At 61.5% G+C, this 20,149-nt stretch carries 7 protein-coding genes and 1 pseudogene; 6 read left to right on the top strand and 2 right to left on the bottom strand.

Translation table 11 applies throughout. The features are described from left to right. Window positions 1-10: 10 nt before the first annotated feature. The 6 genes and pseudogenes from SINAC_RS37270 (at window position 11) to SINAC_RS37245 (ending at window position 15,401) form a co-directional block, all read left to right on the top strand. Window positions 11-10,372 (top strand): Ig-like domain-containing protein, encoded by a 10,362-nt coding sequence (locus tag SINAC_RS37270; RefSeq protein WP_015250691.1) that lies wholly within the window; start codon window positions 11-13, stop codon window positions 10,370-10,372. Window positions 10,373-10,573: 201 nt separating this feature from the next. Next, window positions 10,574-11,701, top strand: a complete 1,128-nt coding sequence (locus SINAC_RS37265) for a hypothetical protein (RefSeq protein WP_015250690.1) — start codon at window positions 10,574-10,576, stop codon at window positions 11,699-11,701. A gap of 45 nt (window positions 11,702-11,746) precedes the next feature. Then, complete coding sequence (gene tnpA, locus SINAC_RS38385; RefSeq protein WP_015248052.1) at window positions 11,747-12,124, top strand: IS66 family insertion sequence element accessory protein TnpA; 378 nt, start codon at window positions 11,747-11,749, stop codon at window positions 12,122-12,124. Further along, complete coding sequence (tnpB, locus tag SINAC_RS37255; protein WP_015244205.1) at window positions 12,118-12,504, top strand: IS66 family insertion sequence element accessory protein TnpB; 387 nt, start codon at window positions 12,118-12,120, stop codon at window positions 12,502-12,504. Before tnpA ends, tnpB begins: the two co-directional genes overlap by 7 nt. A 31-nt stretch (window positions 12,505-12,535) precedes the next feature. Next, a pseudogene (gene tnpC / locus SINAC_RS37250) lies at window positions 12,536-14,199 on the top strand (IS66 family transposase). Between the two features lie 173 nt (window positions 14,200-14,372). Beyond that, window positions 14,373-15,401: a helicase-associated domain-containing protein gene (locus SINAC_RS37245; RefSeq protein ID WP_157579526.1), complete on the top strand. Its 1,029-nt coding sequence runs from the start codon at window positions 14,373-14,375 to the stop codon at window positions 15,399-15,401. A 145-nt stretch (window positions 15,402-15,546) separates the two neighbouring features. On the opposite strand, the gene SINAC_RS37240 is transcribed toward SINAC_RS37245, so the two are convergent. Both SINAC_RS37240 and SINAC_RS37235 read right to left on the bottom strand, forming a co-directional pair. Beyond that, window positions 15,547-16,926, bottom strand: coding sequence for an ammonium transporter (locus SINAC_RS37240; protein ID WP_020465444.1), 1,380 nt, complete (start codon window positions 16,924-16,926; stop codon window positions 15,547-15,549). A gap of 427 nt (window positions 16,927-17,353) precedes the next feature. Continuing rightward, complete coding sequence (locus SINAC_RS37235) at window positions 17,354-20,149, bottom strand: hypothetical protein (protein WP_015250686.1); 2,796 nt, start codon at window positions 20,147-20,149, stop codon at window positions 17,354-17,356.

The following is a 20,149-nucleotide window of genomic DNA, read 5'->3' as shown; positions in this document are numbered from 1 at the left end:
AGAGATGGCCATGCGTTCGGAACGGTCCGAAGTCAAGACCAAAGAGGGTCACGATCAGGCCCTGGTTGGGTTGCGCCGGGAATCCGCTCGGAAGTCGGCGGCTCGCCGGCTTACCCTTGAGCACTTGGAAGAGCGGACCCTGTTGGCCACTCTGCCGCAACCGCTCGTGCCACTTACGGCCACGCCGATCCGAACGGGGCTGCGGGGCAACGCCAGCACGCCGTCGATCGCCATCGACAAGAACAATCCGCAGAAGCTGGTCGCGACCTATACGATCAACGATCCCGCACAGGCCGGTGACACGAAGGTCTGGGTTGAAGCGGCCTATTCGAACAACGGTGGCCAATCGTGGTCTCAGCTCAGTGGGCTTGGCCTCGGATCGGTCCAGATCGATCCGACCACACAGAATCCGCTGAGGACATACGCCCAGGTCACCAACGCCAGCGTGGCCTTCGACCGCAACGACAACGTTTACATCCTCGACTCGCATAACCAGGGGAACACCGGCCCGAACACTCCCAACGCGCTGGTGCTTTACAAGTATAACTTCTCGGGAAATTCGCCCTCGCAGGTCGCTCTAGGCTCGTCGGGTTTTGGCAAGGTTGTCTACCAGTCGACCCAGGACATGGCGCTAACGCCGATGCTGGCGGTGGACGACAACCTCACAAGCTATGTGGATACCAATTACCTCGGCCAGTCCTACGTCCAGAACGATCCCTACGTCAATAACGTTTACATCGCCTGGGCCACGAACGACCAACCCCACCAGAACGCGGTCAATTTCAACCCGAACCGGATCCTGATGGTCGCGTCGTCCGACGGCGGGGCCAACTTCTCAGGCCCGGTCGTCCTCAACAACAACGGCAACAGCGGTGGTGGCGGTACGCAGCGCGCCACGACCCCGCAACTCTCGATCAGCCAGGGTCGGCCGGCGAATCCGGCGCTCTATGGACCGGGCGACACGGGAGTTCCCGGGGGGCAGGTATCGATCATCTATGATGACTTCAACAGCGGGAACTCAGGCAGTCCGCCGTACGACATTATCTGGAACAACCGCACGTCGGGGGCCGCTGCTCAGTCCGTCAGCGGTAACGTGGGTCCGATCGCTCCCAGCTCCACGGTCGATTTTCAAGCCAGTGTGACCATCACGAACCCCAATTTTATCACCCTCAGTGACCTGTCGGTCAGCGTCATCCTTGCCCATGCGTCGGTAAACGATCTGAATATCGTGCTGATCTCGCCGGGGGGACAATCGATCGTTCTGACGCCGAATGGAGGACAGACGGCCGGAGGGGCGTCCGGAGCGAATCTTGGGATCGCCGCGGACGGCCAGCAAGCGCCGACGATCTTCACTGACAACGGCGTGACCTTTCGTCCGATTGGTAACCAGGCCAGTGCTTCGCCCTACATGGGGTATTACAGACCCGCAGGTGGCAGTCTGAACGCGCTCTTCAGCGGCCAGTCGCCAGCGACGCTCAATGGCACCTGGACCTTGCGGATCACCAACGTCAACACCACGACCGGCGGAACGCTCAGGAATTGGGCGCTCAACTTTAATTCGGGGATGTCGCCGGGGCAAAATGTCGAGGTTGCCAGGACCCTCGTTCGCGGCTCGATGACGAATCAGTTTCCCCTGGGTGCCGCGGTTTCGGGGCAGGGGATCGGGCCGGGAATCTCGCTTGCCTCGGACAACACGGTCGGGGCCTACAGCCCGTTCCAGGGTCGCCTCTATGCGACCTACGTCAATCGCTATAACTACACCGGCAACCCTGCCGACAACACCGATATCCAGATGATGGTCTCGGATAACGGCGGGTTGACCTGGGGTCTCCCCGCAGCTCCGGGATTGGTTGTCCGGGCGTTGACGGGAACCTATGGCCAGCGGGTCAATGACGACCTGGCGACCGCGGATGGCTTCTCCGAGGCCAACGGCACCAACCAGGGCCGGCCGCAGTATCAGCCTCAGGTCATGGTCGACGCGATGACCGGCACGGTTGTGGTCTCGTTCCTCGACGCTCGCAACGATGCAGCCCGCGCTCGTGTGACGACCTACGTCGGTGCCAGCATTGACGGCGGCCAATCCTACGCGCCGCAGGTGTTCGCCAACGATTCCCAGACGGCCATCGACGCACTCACCGGCAAAACCGTGGTCCTCGGTCCAGTGCCCGAAAACCAGTCGGGGGGGAACCCCATAACGGATGGGACGTTTGGCTTTGGCTCACGCCAAGGGTTGGCCGTCTACGGCGGCCAGATCCACCCGGCATGGTCGAGCAACCAGAACGGCGGCATCAACGTTACGACGCAGACGCTTGGCATTCGGACCACCACGATTTCGATCGCCGCGGGTCCGCGGATCATCGACAGCACGATGGGGCCGGTCGGCCTGCCCGGCGACATCGTCAATCCCTCGAATGGTGGCCCGCCGTCTGCCAGCTCCTTCCTCGTCAGATTCGATCGTCCCGTCGATCCCAACACCTTCGTGCCGTCCAGCGTTCGTGTGTTCTTCAAGGGCGTTAACGGCGAGACGGAGACGCTCACACCCACGCAGGTCGTGCCGATCCAGGTTACCGACCCCAACAACCGCAACAATGCCTTCGGCTACACCCTGTTCAAGGTCTCCTTCACGCCCAGTTCGCGAGTTGGCACCTACAGCTACTACATCAAACCCGACATCAGTGACCGGATCGGCAGCGCGGTAACGCAGTTGCAAGTGACTGGTGCTGCCCAATCCTTTACCAGCCCTGATCCGAACCTCCCGCTGACGATCACGCCCGTCAGCGGGAGTTCACCCACGACGGTGCAGTCCTCGTTCCTGGTCACCGGGTTCCCGGCCGGCGCGTTGGTTTTCAATGCCAAGCTCAATTTGACGATCAACTATACTGCCGATCAGGCACTGACTCTGACTCTCCTCTCTCCGCCGGATGCATTTGGAAATCGAGGCGTGATCACGCTCTCGAACCAGCATGGCATCGGGGGACAGGGCTACATCAATACGACTTTCGACGACAATGCCCCTATCGCGATTGGCAACGGCATTCCGCCGTACACCGGCACATTCCGGCCCGACGTCGCGCTGCGACAACTGCAGGGACTGCCGGTCAACGGGGTCTGGACCCTCCTGATCACGAACAACATCCCAGGCGGTTCGGGCGCGCTGGTGAACTGGTCGCTGAACCTCACGCCGGGTGCCATCTCGCCGGTTCTGAAAACCGGCAACCTGATGGATCAGGATGCCAGCTCGCCCGCCGGCACTCAGCCGACGTTCGCGACGCCCGGTTTTGCCAACGGGAGCCTTGGCGATGTCTACGCGGTTCCGACGCCGACAAACACGAAGAACCTGAACTGGTTCGACGGCGAATTCCTGCCGGCTCCTTATGATCCGAATACGCTCCCGCTGATCGTGCCCGGCCCGCATATCATCAGTTCGCACGTGCCAGGCGCTCCGATCACCGCCGACAACCTTGTGATGAACGGTACGGTCAGTGCCATCGATGTCACGTTTGATCGTGACATGGACCCGAGTACCGTCACGGTTGCCAGTATCTTGCGGATCATGGGCCCGACCGGCCCGATCAACGGTCCATTCACGATCGTGGCCAACCCGCTGGGTACCGATCCCAATCCGACCAGTCCCAGAACCTACCGGATCGGACTCCCGATCCAGAAGCTCAGTGGAACCTATACGGTCACGCTCGCTTCGAGCATCAAGTCGGCGGCGGGCGACGCGCTCGACACCAATCTCAACGCTGGCGTCGACGTGCTCAGGCAGACTCCGTCGACTCCGGCGTCCACGCTCACCTTCCCCTCGGCCAACGTCCCGGTGGTGATCGCGCCCCAGCAAACGATCACGTCCACGCTGACGGTCCCCACCCGCTTCCTTGTCCAGGGCCTGACGCTGACCCTGAACATCAACTATCCTTTCGACCCCGACTTGGAAGCGGTCCTGATCGCGCCCGACGGTACGACGACCATCCCTCTGTTCACGACGGTCGGTTCCACAGGCGCACAAGCGAATTTCAGCAATACGACCTTTGATGATGCGGCCAACACGCTGATCCAGAATGGCGGGCCGCCGTTCTTCGGGTCGTTCAAGCCGCAGCAGGCACTTAGCGGCCTCAACGGCCTCCAGGCGGCGGGGAACTGGACCCTGCAAATCAAGAGCAATGCGCCCGCCAATACCACCCGGACCGGCTCCCTCCTGAGTTGGTCGATGACCTTCCAGCAGAGCGTACCGATCACCGGCCTGGGCGAACAGGTCGCCGACCGGGCCAACGTCGACTTCCGGATCTTCACGACCGACCCGACGAATCCTCTGTCCCATACCACCTGGACGCCCGTCGGTCCGGCCACGGTCACGAACGATGCTCCCGGCAACGGTTACTCAGGGCAGGTCGGGGCGATAGCCATCGATCCGTCCGACCCTTCGGGGAACACCGTCTACGTCGCCGGGTCGAGCGGCGGGATCTGGAGGACGAACAACTTCCTGACGACCAACCCGGCCGGCCCGACCTACATCCCGCTGACCGACTTCGGCCCGACCTACGGGATGAATATCGGAAGCATCGACGTCTTCCCCCGCAATAACGACCCGAACCAGTCGATCATTATCGCCGGGACCGGATTTGCGGATGGGACCAACTATGCCGGCTTTGCCAACACCACGCGAGGGGTCGGCTTCCTCCGCTCGACCGACGGTGGAGCGAGCTGGACCCTGCTCGATAGCACCAACAACAACCTCCCCTTCACATCACCCGTTGGCCAGCCTCAGCGCGACCACCTCTTCGCCAACGTCGACGGCTCAGGGCAGGGGACGAGCACTTACAAAGTTGTCGTCGATCCCCGGCCGACTGTCGATGGCCAGGTGATCATCTACGCGGCCATGGCCGGTCTCAACGGCGGTCTCTGGCGGAGCACCGACACGGGCCAGACCTGGCAGAAAATGTCGAACGACGCCACGCACGGGACCATTGCGACCGACATTACCCTCGACTTCAACAGCGCGGTTCCGAACGCGGTCAATAACCCGACCGGCAACGTGAACATCCTTTACGTCGCCTTCCAAAACCACGGCGTTTACGTCAGCCCCAACCGAGGGCAGTCGCTCAACCTGATGGTTGGCAACGGTTTTGATCCTTTGATTCGCGACCCAAGGTATACTCCGTCCCCCGCGATCATCGTCGCAAACGGTACGTTCCCCAGCAACCCCGGCCGGATCGTGCTCGGTAAGCCCGCCTTCTTGCCGAAGACCGATCCCAACTCCAGCGTTTTGAACACGATCTACGCAGGGTGGCTCTACGCCGGTGTCGCCAAGCCTGACGGCAGTGGGCTTCTCGGCCTCTACATGACCAAGGACAACGGTGCGACCTGGACCCAGGTCCACATGGGCAACGTTCCTCAGGCGGCGAATACCAATCAGGTTGCAGCGCCGTCCAACAATCCGAACAACCCGGTCTACGACCCGTTGGTCAGTAAGGGTTTCCCCGGTACGGCCAATTACAACATCGCACTTTCGGTCGACCCGACGAATCCCAACATCGTCTACTTTGGGGGGACCTCGGTCGGCCAGGCTTCGGGCCTGCTCCGGATCGACACGACCAATATCTTTGACTCGCACGCCGCCGTGCCGTTCGACGGCAGTCGACCCGACGGCGGTTTGACCCAGGGCAGGAGTGCCGGCCACCTTCAGATCAAGACGCTCGACAACGGCGTGCCTGCCCTGAGCATTATCTCGGGTGGTGTTCTTCTTCAGACTGGGTCGGCCGTATACCTGAATCTGATTCAGGATCCCAACAATGCGTTCCAGAGCAGCACGACGCTCTATCTCAGCAACGTCAACAGCGTCGGCTCACCTGACAACAACGGCGGCAACCCTGGCTTTACCAACGACGGGTCGGGCGTGACCTGGATCCCGTTCGACGAATTGCTCAACGGCCATCCGGCGGATCTCTTGCCTTCAACGAACATTCATCGAATGTTCACGATCGTCGACCCGCTGACCGGTCACGCTCGGCTGATCGTCGGTAACGATCAGGGGATCTTCACCGGCGTGGACAATAACGGCACGGTCACGGCCGGGATTGGCTCCGCCGTGGCGCCGGCTTACTCGCGCAACGGCAATCTTCAAATCAGCCAGTACCTTTATGGAGCAGCCCAGCCCAGCACGCTCGCCTCGCAGATCGCGCAAGCCCTGGTCTACGGAAACGGCTCCCACACGGGAATCGGTGCTTCGGACCCCAATGTTCTGAACAACGGCAACACCAACTGGTTGGCGCCGTCTGAGAACATTTTCATCAACGGCGTTAACTTCCGTACCCTCCAGGGTGAGATCAGTGGCGTCGGCGTGCAGACCGACCAGCAAGGCCGGGGGATCGTCTACCAGTATCTCTACCCGGGCCTCGGTGGTGCTTTCACCGACTTCTTCCAGGTCAGCACCAACGGTACCCCGTTCATCTCCCGGACCACCGGCCTGATCCAGACCAACGGTGTGAGCGATCCGCAGTGGCCGACCGGCTCGGTCAACTACGGCAACGGGTTGATGCAGGGGAATTTCACGGTCAATCCGATCGCCGGCGATCAGGTCATGATCAGCTCGAACGCCGGCCGGGTCTTCTCGACCATTGACCAGGGCCGCTCCTGGCTTGTGATCGCCAACCCGGGCGACCTCGATTCCACGTATGCTCCGGCTCTGACCTATGGTGCTCCCGACCCCAGCGGTCCGGCCGGGCTCGGCAACCTCAACAACTTCCTCTACGCCGGCACGGTGGGGGGTAGTATCTTCGTTTCGACCACCGGTGGCGGTTCCTCCGGTTCTGGAAACGCCTGGAGGAACATCTCGAGCGGCCTCGACGGGTCGCCCGTTCTCAAGATCATCGCCGACCCGACCCGAGGCAATCACAACGCCTATGCGATCACCCAGAAGGGGGTCTATTACACCGGAAACTCGCTGGCGACCGGCTCGGCCCCGGTCTGGACGAGCATTACCGGCAATCTCTTCACCGTGATGAACCCGGCGTTTGGCGACCCGACCCTGGTCAACAACCTGACGCAGTATCTGACCTCGATCGTGGCCGACTGGCGGTATGTGATCCCGACCACCCCCGTGCCGCTGAATGGCCCGCCGACTCACCCGGTGCTCTACGTCTCGGGTGAGGCCGGGGTCTATCGCTCGCTCGATAACGGTCAGACCTGGGCGATCTTCCCCAACATCGCTTTCGACGCCGCACCGCTCGAGGGCGGTGCCTTGCCCAATGTCCACGTCACCGACCTCAACCTGGCGCTGGGCAACGTCGATCCGACCACCGGTCGCCCGGTTGCCAAGCCCAACGATCCCAACAATCTGTTCGCGACCACGTATGGCCGTGGCACGTTCACCATCCGGCTGGCTCCGATCGTCTTCCCCAACACGGTATCGCAGCCCAGCAATATCAGTCTTGCCCCGGCCAGCAGTGCGGGAACCAACGCCAGTGGCGTCCCGCTGGTCAATCCCTTGACCTCCCGGCCGATCATCAACGGCTTTAGCGAGCAGACCGCCTTCGGCAACACCGTTCTGATTACTCTGTACGACCTGACCGACCCCAATAATCCCAAGCTCATCGGCGGCTACGATCCGAGTGTCCCGGCCACGAATAATGCGGCCAACAGGACTGACGCCTTCGGTAAATACTCGGTCCAGGTCAACCAGGCCGCCTTCACCGCCAACGGCACCAAGACGATCGGCATCCAGGCCACCGATGCCTCGGGGACGACGGGGAACATCGCCACGTTCACCTTCATCCTCCAGGCCAACAACCTTGGCTTGCCGAACCCGCCTGCCACGCCAGCCATCGGGCTCTCCCCATTCGACGACTCGTCGAACGGTCAGAAGATTACCAACATCACGCGGCCTCACATCCTCGGGTTGACCGATGCGAACGTTACCGTCGAGCTCTATCTGTCGGTTAACGGCGTTCCTGTCGGGACTGCACTGGCGACTGGAACGAGTGATCTCGCCGGCAACTTCATTCTTCAGTTCCTGACTCCGCTGCCGGACGGCGTCTACTCAGTCCAGGTCAAGGCGACCAACTCATTCGGCTCGACCACCAGCCAGCCGTTGAGCTTCACGATCGACACCCAGGGGCCGACCACCGCGCCGACCTTGGGCATCCTGGCCGCCGACGATACCGGGATCAAAGGTGACGGGATCACCAGCAATCGTCGTCCTCGCTTCGTTGGGACGACTGAGCCGGGTGCGATCGTCGTCTTGTTCAACGCGAACAACCTTAATGTTCCCCTGGGCCAGGCCACGGCCGACGGCACAACGGGTGCCTTCTCGATTCAGCTTCCCAACGATCTGCAAAATGGCCGTATCACGCTTGTGTCACGGGCCCGTGATATCGCCGGCAACCAGGGACCGTTGAGCAGCCCGTTCAACCTCACGATCACAACCGTGGGAGGAGACTATACGGGCGATGGTAAAGCCGATCTGTCCCTCTTCTTCCGTGGCAGCCCGGCCCAATGGTTGATTCAAGGGGCGACGGGCGGGACATCCTTCGGCGTCGGAACGCTCGACATTCCGATCCAAGGTGACTTCAATGGTGATGGCAAGAATGACCTGGCCTACTATCGCCCGAGCACCGCACAGTGGTTCGTTCAAGGGGTCTTCAGCGGTGTGCAGTACGGCCAATCGTATGTCGACATCCCTGTCCCGGGCGACTACCTGGGCACCGGTATGACGTCCATTGCGGTCTACCGACCCACCACCGGTGAATGGTTCATCCCCAATGCCCCGGGCCCGATTGTTAAGTTTGGAGGCACCGGCGATATCCCTGTCCCGGGTGACTACGACGGTGTTGGTCGCACCCAACTCGCCGTCTACCGGCCGTCTACCGGACAGTTCTTCATCGCGGGTCATGCCAACCCGATCCAGGTGGGTGCTCCGGGACAGATCCCTGTGCCGGGTGCCTATGATAACAGCCTGACGTCCCACAAGGTCGAGCCGGCCGTCTATGATCCGAATACCGGCATCATGACCATCATGGGGCCGAACAACCAGCTTCGGACGCTTCAGTTCACTCCGGGAAGCATCCCGGTTCCTGGCGACTATGATGGCGTCGGTAGCGATCAGGCGGCTGCTTTCAATCCCACGACGAGCACCTGGACGATTTACGCGACCGGAACGAACCAGCCACGGACCGTGTTGTACGGTGGGCCGAAGGGGGGAGGTGTGGCCGTCGCCGCGCCTTACAGCTACCGGAAACTTCCGGTGGCAGGCGACTACACGGGTGTTGGGGTGGCTCAGGACACCCTCTTCCGCCGCTCGAACCCACAGGCCCAGTGGTTCATCCCCGGAGTGACCGGCCCCAACGGAATCGCGTTTGGTGTGGGCAGTACCGATATCCCACTCCTTGGCGACTTCAACGGCGACGGCCGGTCCGACCTGGCTGTCTACCGACCGAGCACCGCGCAGTGGTTGGTTCAGGGGGTCTTCCCCGCCAACGGCATCCAGTTCGGCTACGCCAACGTCGATCTCCCCGTTCCGGCGGACTACTACGGGACGGGAACCACCACGCTGGCCACCTTCCGGCCCACCACCGGAGAGTGGTTCATCGCCGGCGACGGCACGCCGATCAAGTTGGGACGCCAGGGTGACACCCCTGTTCCGGCCGACTACGACGGCGACGGCAAAGCCGACATTGCGGTCTTCCAACCGGCCAGTGCGACCAACCCCACTCGCTGGCTCATTCGCGGGTCCACAAGTGGGTTGCAGACCATCGTCTATGGTGGTGCCCAGGACATCCCCGTCCCGGGCGACTATGACGGCGTCGGTCGGGCGCAGCTCGCCGTCTTCCGGCCGGGCTCGGCCTTGTGGTTCATCGCCGGCCATGCCAATCCGATCCAGTACGGCGGCCCGAACGATATCCCCGTTCCGGCGGACTACAATGGCGACGGCAAAATCGACATCGCGGTCTACCGGCCGGGCACCGGCCAACTCTTCATCGCCGGTATCGCACAGCCGATCCAGTTCGGCGGGACCAAGGATATTCCGATCCAGGCTCCGCTCGTCTACCGCACTCTGAGCAACAAGATCAGCGCGACGAGCACACTCGATTTCGGCAATCAAGCGGCCGCCTTGTCGACGACCGCCCCCGCCGTCTCGGCCGTAGCGACGGTTGCCGCTCCGAGCCAGACCACGACAACAACCACGACCGCGCCGGCACCGGCAGCCGTTGCTCCTCCGGTTGCCGCCCGCGCTCTACGACGTCTCAACCAACAGAACGGTCAAGGGACTCCCGCCAAGACTCCGTTGACCCGGTTGCGGCTCGCTCAACTTCACGACTCGGCTCTCGCCTCACTCCTGGGCCGGCTCGGTCGGCTCGGCAAACGCCGGTCATGAGCCTCGGGGCATCCCGTTAAAAAAGCTTTGAGGGCCGCGTGGCATTGGGCGAGATCGCCCAATGCCACGCGGCCCTTCTCTTTGGTTCGTCCTCGTTATTGGTACTACTGATGCTGACTTGACTCTGACTGGTTATAGGATCAATCTCGATTGATGTTTCTGAAAGGCGAGATGAGGTGAGGGGCGATTGAGGGGGCGAAGATGAGCTACGGATACCGGGTGAGGTCGAAAGAAAAGGAGTCTCGCGACTTCTTTGAAAAAGCCTACCGCCGTGAAAATCTGGAGGTCTGGGATGCCAAGTGGCATGCGTTGTCAGTCCAGGCCCGACATTTTTTTCTCCACGCGATCAAAAGCCCTCCCAAGAAACCATCGGCTAAATCCAATGCGCCCGGTGTGTCGGCCAATAGGTTTCCCACGCCGATTTTGGAGGAGCTGACGGCTGCCGGGTTCGTCGAAGTTGTTGCCGCCAAGTCTAAGGCATTCAGCGACAGTGTGATCGCAGGCGATGGAATCAATGACTTCGCCACGCGCCTCCGTGCGATGCAACGGTATCATCTCCTGGTTGCTGGAAATTCGAGCGAGTTTCGAAAATATATCAATTATGCCTTTGATGGTGCCACGCTCACGGCGGTTCTCTCCACGGTACTTCGAAATCAGCAAATCCTTGACGGCTATTATCTTGACGAAATTATCAAGTTGTATGTAATTCACCATCGCTGGCCGTTCTGGGTCGCCTCATCCCTCAAGGAACCTTTGGCTGAAAAGATTCTCGACTTGATCCGGCAGGCCGAGGGGCCGGTGCCGTTGGCTGAATTGCCGAATCGGATCGGGGGAAGCGATCCCGCGAAGGTCCGTGAAATTGTGGACAAGCTGATCGCCCGCTTGGTACTCGTCGAAGATCTTCAACCCAAAACGTGGGAGATTCTCGTCGGGCTGCTTCCCTCGGTTCGCGAGCAACTGATCCGCGTCAACCAGCCGTACGAACGTCCGCCACTTCTGGTTTGCGAACGCCCCAAGGAGGTTGGGCCGAGCGGAAGTGTGATCGTCAACGACCTTCGCGCCATCCTCCTGGAGATAGCGAGTGAGCCACCCCGCGTCCGCCAAGACCAGGCGTTGTTCACCAAGGAAATCGAACGATTCCAGACTGTTCAAGAACCCTTGGCGGCCTGGCTGCTCGACGTTTTGAAATGGTCCAACGAATCGCGGGTGCACCAGTCGATCGCCTGGGCCAGGGCACTCCAATTGGTCAAGGAAGTTACCGATGGGAAGCAGATCCGGCTCTGCCTCAATTCCGTAAGCGTTCGAAATAGCCAGTCTTGTGCCGCCTGATAGCCTGGAAGACGGACCATTTTGTTCGTCCTCCGGAGTCAGACGATGCCACGTGCCGCCAATCCTGCCCTCCCAGTCCTCTGGCGTCGGCGACTGCAACAGCAGTCCGACAGCGGTCTCACCATCGGCCAGTTCTGCCAAGGCCAAGGGATCTCAACCGCGTCTTTCCACGCCTGGAAGCGACGCCTCGCCTCGGATTCGCCTTGCCCTGTCCCCGCTCCGGCTCGCGAACCGGCATTCGTGCCGGTCATCCTCGCCGCCGCCCCCGAGTCGCGATCCGGCGATTCCCCTGAATTCCTCACCATCCGACTCCCCGACGGCGGACGAATCCTCCTGCCCATCGCCGCGGGCGGTGAACTCGTCTGCCGGGTCGTCGAGACCGTCGCCCGCGTCGCGGCGAGGATGGAGCACGCCTCATGTTGAGCGTCCCACACACCGTGCGGATCCTCCTTCACGCCGACTCCGTTGACCTCAGAAAAAGCTTTGACGGGCTCTCGGGAATCGTCAGCCAAGCCTTCCCTCAGGAGGAACTCCTCTCCGGCCATCTCTTCCTCTTCCTGAATCGCCGACGTGATCGCATCAAGATCCTCTACTGGAATGTCGATGGCCTGGCGATCTGGTACTATCGCCTCGAAGCCGGCTCGTTCCAGGTCCCCCTCCGGCCCTCCTCCGACGCCCCGATCGAACTCCGGTCCGCCCAACTCGCCATGCTCCTGGGCGGCATCGACCTGGGGAACGCCCAGCAACGAAAACGATACCGGAGGACTGAGAAAAACAGGGAAAATCCCGGGAAAACCACTTGAAATCAGAGGTAAGTATGCGATAATCCAATTAATGATTAATCCTCTCGGTCGAAATGCCCAATCCGGCCCCGCGTCGCCGCCAGTCTCCGGCGATGCGGCCCTCCCGGCGACGCGAGGCAGCAACGGATCCAGGACCTGCTCGCCGCACTCGATCAAGCCACCAGCAGGGCCAATGAGGAGTTGACGCAAGAGAACGACCGCCTGCGCCAGGAGTTGGAGCGGTACCGCCGCTATGTCTACGGGCGACGCAGCGAACGATGCGACGATCCTGGACAAGGTCATCTCTTCGCGTTCGGCGAGGACCTCGAGGTGGCTCCCGAGGCCGAACCGGAGGCCCCGATGCCGGCCGCTCCGAGGAAGTCCCGGCCATCGCGGACGCTGGATTTCAGCCGCCTGCCCCACGTCCGCATCGAACATGACGTGCCCGAGGCGGACAAGACTTGCTCATGCTGCGGCCGGTCCAAGGCACGCATCGGCGAAGACGAGCGGCGTGAGCTCGAATTCATCCCGGCTCGCCTGGAGGTTCGGGTCCACGTCCTCCCCAAGTACGCGTGCTCGCACTGCCACGACGGAGTGAAAAGCCCCGACGGACCGGAGCGACCGCTCCCGGGGTGCATCGCGGGAGCGGGCCTGCTTTCGCAATTGCTGATTTCCAAGTTTATCGATCACTTGACCCTGTACCGCTTCGAGGGCATCGCGGTTCGCTACGGTTTGCACCTGCCGCGTGCGACGCTGTGCGATTGGGTCCGCAAGGCCGCCGAGTTGATGGGGCCGCTCTACGACCTCCAAAAGCAACTCGTGCTCCAATCTCCGGTGATCTGGACCGATGACACCCCCGTCAAGGCGCTGGGCGGCGAGGCTCCCGGGAGCCTGACGACACGGTTCTGGCTCTATCATGGGGACGAGGATCATTCCTACGACGTGTACGACCATACGGCGAGTCGCAAACGCGACGGGCCGGCGACGTTCCTGGCCGGCTTCGTGGGTTATCTCCAGGCTGACGCATATGCTGGATATGACGGGCTCTATCTCGGGTCGCCTTCGGCGATCCACGAAGTCGCTTGTTGGGCGCACGCCCGCCGCAAGTTCTACGATGCGCGGTCGTCGTCGCCGGGGAACGCGGGTTTGATCCTGGAAGCGATCCGCCGGTTATACGACGTGGAGGATCGCGTCCGAGGGTTGTCCGTTGAGGCGAGACAGGCCCTGCGTGCGCAAGAAGCGGTGCCGATCCTGGAACGGCTTCGAGGGGACCTCGATCGGCTTGCGGACCAGTCGCTGCCGAAATCGGCGTTGGGCCAGGCTCTGACCTATGCGCGGAATCAGTGGAAGGCGTTGTGCCGCTACACCGAGGACGGCCGGCTGACGATCGACAACAACGTGGCGGAGCGTCGCCTCCGCGACCAAGCCATCGGCCGGAAGAATTGGTTGTTCCTGGGGAATGTGGATGCGGGACCGCGAGCGGCGGTGTTGAGCACGATCATGGCAGGAGCGAAGCGTCATCGCCTGGAGCCGTGGGCCTACGTCAAGGACGTACTGATGACGCTGAGCGTGGCCCCGGAACGAGTCGAGGACCTCTTGCCCGATCGGTGGGCTCGGAACCATCCGGGACACGTACTGACGCATCGCCTGGAGGAATCACGTGAACGGGCACGGCGTCGCGACGCAAAACGAGCGGATCGTCGCAAGCGGAAGTGATCCAAGGGCGGTCCGATGCGCGGAGTGACGGGAGTGCCAATCGCGGTCCCCCCCCCTCTGGGAATCTCGAGCGCTTACTCAATTCCAAAGGACACGAGTGGCTGTCCAGTGAACTTGAAGATCAGTACAAGGGAATCTACAACCTCTTGAGTGCCAAGGTTGAGCGAGACTCGATGTTTGCTCGCCACCTGGGAATGTTCTACTCAGGCTTTGACCCGTACGGCAACCTGGGGGCCGGCGACGTGCGCTTCCTCGGAGAGCATGTGACGGTCCTGCGCCTTGAGAGGGGGAAACACACACCGTACTACTGGAACGCCAATCCGGATGACCATAAAGCGTTGCGGACGTCCCTCGACGAAGCGTTTGCCGTGTTGAAGCCGGAGGTCTTCTATCGGCTGGACAGCATCGAATCCCATCTTGTCGACCGCAACCACAATCCCTTAAATCGAGGGCTTTCCCCGGACCAGGTTGCGGTCTACTGGCAGACTCGGCTGGTTCTCTCACAGGAGGAGCCCCGTGAGGAAGCCGGCCGGCATTTGATCGATACGTTCATGCGCAGGCGACTGATTCCGCTCGGCTGCGTCCAGGTGGCGATCGACGAAGAAGATCGAATCTGCATCGCCCGTGAGCCCCGCTATGACGCCTATTTCAACCGCAAGATCGCCTCTGAGGACTGGGCACCCACCTCGGGAGTCGCGGCCCGGGTTGTGGTTCAGCCTGATTTCAGCGTGATCGTGATCGGCATGAATCCTGCTCCTGCCGCTGAACTGGCCCCATTCTGCGAGCGAGCCGCAACGGGGAGTGGCCAAGGCGCGTTGATTCTGAAGATCACCCGCGACTCGGTCGTCAAGGCGGTGAGCCTCGGCCTCAAGCCCGCGGAGATCGTCAGCCGGCTCCAACGCCATGCCAGCAACGAAGTGCCGGCGAACGTTCTGCGGGAAGTCGAGGAATGGTCGAACTGGGTGCGTCGGGTTTCCACCTCGACCTTGACCGTGGTGCGCTGTCCCGACCAAGAGACGGCCGATCGTGTCATGTCCGCGTTGAAGCGCCAGGCCGAACGCCTCAACAACACATTGATCGCTATCGACCCGAAGAAATTGACGGCCACCGAACGCAACAGACTTCGGGGTTATGGGATCATCATTGAAAAGCAGACCGAAACTCAAGAGCGTAAGACCAAGGCGAAAAAACGGAAATGGTGAGATGCCGTTGACCGTGTGTATGCAGAAAAAAAATATCGATTAACGATTTTTTTAAAAAAATGTGTCCGAGAAATGACGAAATCCGAGCGGTGTCATGGGTGACACCGCTCGGATTTGTGTTGTCGACCACGGTTAGGCGATAAGACTAGACTCCGCTGCCGACTGCCATTTCGACATGAGCTTGCCCGTTGGCATGGGCGCCACCGAGGAGTTCAGCACCAAGGGCCGTCTCGCCGTGCTGGCTGAGGTCGAGTCCTTCGTCTTCCTGCTCCTGGGTGACCCGGAGCGGGATGATGAGGTCGGTGACCTTGTAGAGAATGAGCGAGCCGATGAACGAGAAGGCAGCCACGATGACCAACGCGATGAGGTGATTGAAGAACGTCTTCGTTAGGCCCGAGGTCAGTCCGACATTGGCGGCGAAGATGCCGGTTGCGACCATGCCGACCATCCCGCCCACGCCGTGGCAGGGGAAGACGTCGAGTGTGTCATCAAGGGTCGACTTCGTTCTCAGGTTCACGGCCAGGTTGCTGATCACGCTGGCGGCCAGACCGATGATGATGCTCTCGCGAATCGTCACGAATCCTGCCGCGGGCGTGATCGCGACGAGTCCGACGACGGCACCGATGCAGGCACCGAGGGCGGACGGCTTATGGCCCCGCATCCAGTCGAAGAACATCCAGCCCAGCATGGCCGCGGCCGACGCCGTGTTGGTCGTTCCAAAAGCCATGGTGGCCGCCCCGTTGGCGGCCAGCGCCGACCCGGCGTTGAAGCCGAACCAGCCGAACCAGAGCATGCCGGTTCCGAGGAGCACGAACGGAACGTTCGCCGGGGAATGGGCCTCATTGGCCAGGTGGCTTTTGCGCCGACCGAGCACCAAGGCACCGGCCAGAGCCGCAAAACCAGCCGACATATGAACGACCGTTCCGCCTGCGAAGTCGAGGACTCCCATCTTGCGGAAGAAGCCGTCCGGATGCCAGGTCATGTGGGCCAGGGGGCAGTAGATGAGCAGGCTGAACAAGACCATGAACAGCAAGTAAGACGAGAACCGCACCCGCTCGGCGAACGACCCTGTGATGAGGGCCGGCGTGATGATCGCGAACTTCAACTGGAAGAGGGCGAACATCACCAGAGGGATCGTCGGCGCGAGATCAGGATGGGTCAGTTCGCCGACGCCATCGAACATGAAGAACGTCATCGGGTTTCCGACGAAGCCTCCAATGCTGTCTCCAAAAGCGAGACTGAAACCAACGAGAACCCAGAGAAGGCTAATGACCCCGAGCGCGACAACACTTTGCAGCATGGTCGAAACGACATTTTTGAATCCGACCATGCCGCCGTAAAAGAACGAGAGCCCCGGCGTCATGAGAAGCACGAGGGCGGCGGCGGTGAGCATCCATGCCACGTCCCCGGAATTGATCGCCTCTCCCACAGGAGTCGGCTTGTGCGCGGGCTTCACGACCAAAGCGGCGATGGCCAAAGCCACCAGCATCAGGAAGGGGAAGGGGGTTGCACGTTTCACGGGCATCCTCGTCTAAATAAAAGGCAACAACGGAGGAGAGCTTCACACCAGTTTCCCGCTGGCCTTCGTCCGACAAGGACGAATTCTTGACACCCAAGCTCTTGTACCACATGAGTTTGAGACGCCTATGCGACTCAGCTTGGGGTCGGTTCGCCCGGGGAAGTTGGCGACTGGGAGTGATGCTAACGCAGCGCGTATGCCAGAAAATGAGACGGAGGCCGTATTGAGCGAATGCATTCTTAATTTGAGGGGCTTTTGAGCCGATTACCGACGATCGGTCCTGAAGCTTTTCAAAGCCCCTGGGTGCCCCGGGGCCGACCGCCATGGGCAGGCGGTGATGGCCCCGAAATTTCTCTTGTCCAGAGATCGAGCTCCGCCGAGCGAGAGGGGGGGAAGCCCCGGACAAGCTCTTAAGCGAATGAGTCTAAGCTCATCAAGGCTGATCCAGTGGCCGCTTCATGGCGGTCCTGGGTGCGAGCTCGTCTTCGTGGTCCGACCTGGGTTTGTCGGTTTGTGGCTTGGTGATCAACGACTCTGCTATCGGAGCCGGTGGAGGCGTGCTCTCGGCGGCTTCGGTTAGCGTTAGCGATCGGGTTGGAGAGAGCTGGAGATAGAAGAGAAGACGACCCCCAGGCGTGATGGGCAAGGCCGGATCGTGGGCGACCCGCTTGGCCTCAATACGGGGGTGGGAACGCGATGCGGTCAACTCTTCCTGGGAGACAAGCTTGCTGGCTGCGATCCGATTGAACCGGTTGACGTAGGCGCGCAGCTCGTCGTGGGAGGCCACCTTGGTCGTGGCGCCGAGGACCGCCATCATCTGTGACGCATCCTGAGAACTCTTCGGGTCGTTGGTCTCGACTCCGACTTCAAGCAAGACCTCCAGGGCCACGAGTAGCATCTCGACGCGTTCGCGATTGAGGGTTTCGCATTGCGCGCCATACCGAGTGGTCAGCGCTCGGAGCTCTTCGATCGACCGAGGGGCGTAGCGGCGAGTTCTCGACGTCCCGGGATCGGCGCCGTCGACTGTCAGATACGCATCGCGGTCAGGAACCTTGTGCAGGTCCATGCAGGCCACGGCGATCTCGTGGTAGAACTTCAGGGTCTTCCTGCGTTCGGGGGGCAGGGCGTTGTAGGTGCGCTCGGATTCAGCGAACTCGATGTCGATCGGCGCGAGTACGGGCCGATCGAGCGGGTCCTTGGCTCGAGTCTGATCCACGGAGTTCCGGCCCATCTCGGCCAGACAGCGCACGATCACCTTCTTGTAAAGAAGTTGAATCTTCGAGCTGAGGTCATCATTGGCGACCTGCTCGATCGCCTCCTGGTAGTCCTGCTCGACCTTCGCGAGCAGGCCCAGATAGCGTTCCGGAGTGACTTCCTGGAAGAAGGTCGGCGTTCTCCGAGAGAAGAACCGGACGTCAGCACGCCGCTCCATGCTGTTGACGAGCCGGGTGCGAAGGTCGCGCCGCTCCTTCGGGTTGAAGTCGAGGTCGTTCCGCATCAGCTCCTGGAGTTCTTTGACGAGCTGGTCGTATTGGCCGTAGGCTTCGTCGGGACGTCCGCAGAGCCGCTCGGCCATCGCCAGGCCATGGCGGATGTGATAAAGCCGTGTCTTGAACACGAACTGACCGTTCTCGACCAGTGCCTCGCATGAGGCCTTGGCCTTGAGGAACGCCTCGCGGGCCTTGGCTACATCAAGGCGTTCCATTCGATGCCAGGCGAGTTCGTTGTAGACGAACGAGAGCAACGAGTCTTCGCCCTTGGCTTCACGCACGGCCTGGAGTAAACGGTCGGTGGACTCATCCCATTTCTCGAGCGACCGAAGCGCCGCGGCTTCATAGCCAAGCGAGTCGATCACAAGTGACCGTGGCATGGTCGAGCTCTCCCCCTTGGCATCCCTGGGGAAGACGTCTTCGCGAACCTTCCGGAATTGCTCGGCCGCCAGTTGGGGGTATCCCATCTTTTCCAGGAGGAGGCCGTAGTCTATCAAGCAGAGGGCATAGGACCCGTTGGCCGGGTCGTCGAGAATCACCCGCCGGTAACAGCGGATGGCATCCTCGTAGAGCAGCCGTGCTTTGGAGAGGTCGGTGGTGTTCCCCCGCTTACCGGCTGCCAGTTGGAAGTTGGCCCGCGCGTGCAGTTGCCGGGCGCGGAAGGCCTCGCGGGTGTTGTCGTGAAAACCTGGAATTCGCTCCCACCAGCGCGGTGCGATATCGTCCTCAGCGAGGACGCCGTCGGCAAGGTCGTCGCCACCGGGGGAGGTCTCCGTGCCGATGATGTGATCGATTGACCGCTCACTGCCCCCTGCCTTCACGTCGACGCGGAGCAGATCGCGAACGTGGCTGGGGTCGCGGCCTGGGATCTCCACGGCATTCGCTAGCCGCGCAATGTGAGCGAACCGCTCGACCCGCTTCTGGTAGTCGGCCTTCCGCATCCAGTCGACCGGGATCAAGACGATCGCCAGCACGAACGCGGCGAAGGCCGCCACCTTGATGAACTGGAGGTTGTTCATCAAGAAGAGCCTGGCCCCTCCCAGGTGGGTCAGCTTGGGCCGATGATCGATCGCCGGAATCGGCGCCTCGGTCGTCAGGATCGGCAGCCAGTTCTCTCGCATCAACTTGTGTTCGCGATCGAAGTAGCCGCCATGCCCGAACCGGTAGTACCGATTGAGGAATTGGCCGCCGACCATCCCTTGAAAACCGACGCGTCCGGCCATGCCCATCATCAAGGCGGCCGATTGGCAGAGCACAAGGACCGTGTCGTCCCAACCGCACTCGTTCACCACGCGGCGGAGGCAGCCTGCCTGCTGATAGCGATACCAAGGGAACGACGGTCGGAGCACGCTGCCAGCGAGGATGATCGTATGGAGCCGGTGACTCTTCGGAACGTGCGGCACGGCCGAGGCCGCCAGGTAGGTTCCAAAGCTGTGGGCTACCAGGTCGATTCGCGATCCGGCGGGAACCGACGCGATCGCATGCGCGAAGAACTTGCGGAACCTCCAGGCCACCAGCCAGCGAAGCGGAGGAACCAGGAAGGCGAGCGAGGAGAAATAGCCGAACTGATAGTTCAGAACGGTGATGCCCGGCTCCGCCTCTTCCAGCAGGTCCTTTAGGTCCGCTTGCCAGTCACCGTAGGTCCGAATGCCATGCACGGTGATGACGAGATGGCACGGCTTCGTCGCCTGTCCATCATTCGCATTGCTGAGGACAACACCATCAGGTTGCTCATCCAT

Source organism: Singulisphaera acidiphila DSM 18658 (assembly GCF_000242455.2).
Taxonomy (GTDB): Bacteria; Planctomycetota; Planctomycetia; order Isosphaerales; family Isosphaeraceae; genus Singulisphaera; species Singulisphaera acidiphila.
This window is presented reverse-complemented; position numbering and strand designations above follow the sequence as displayed.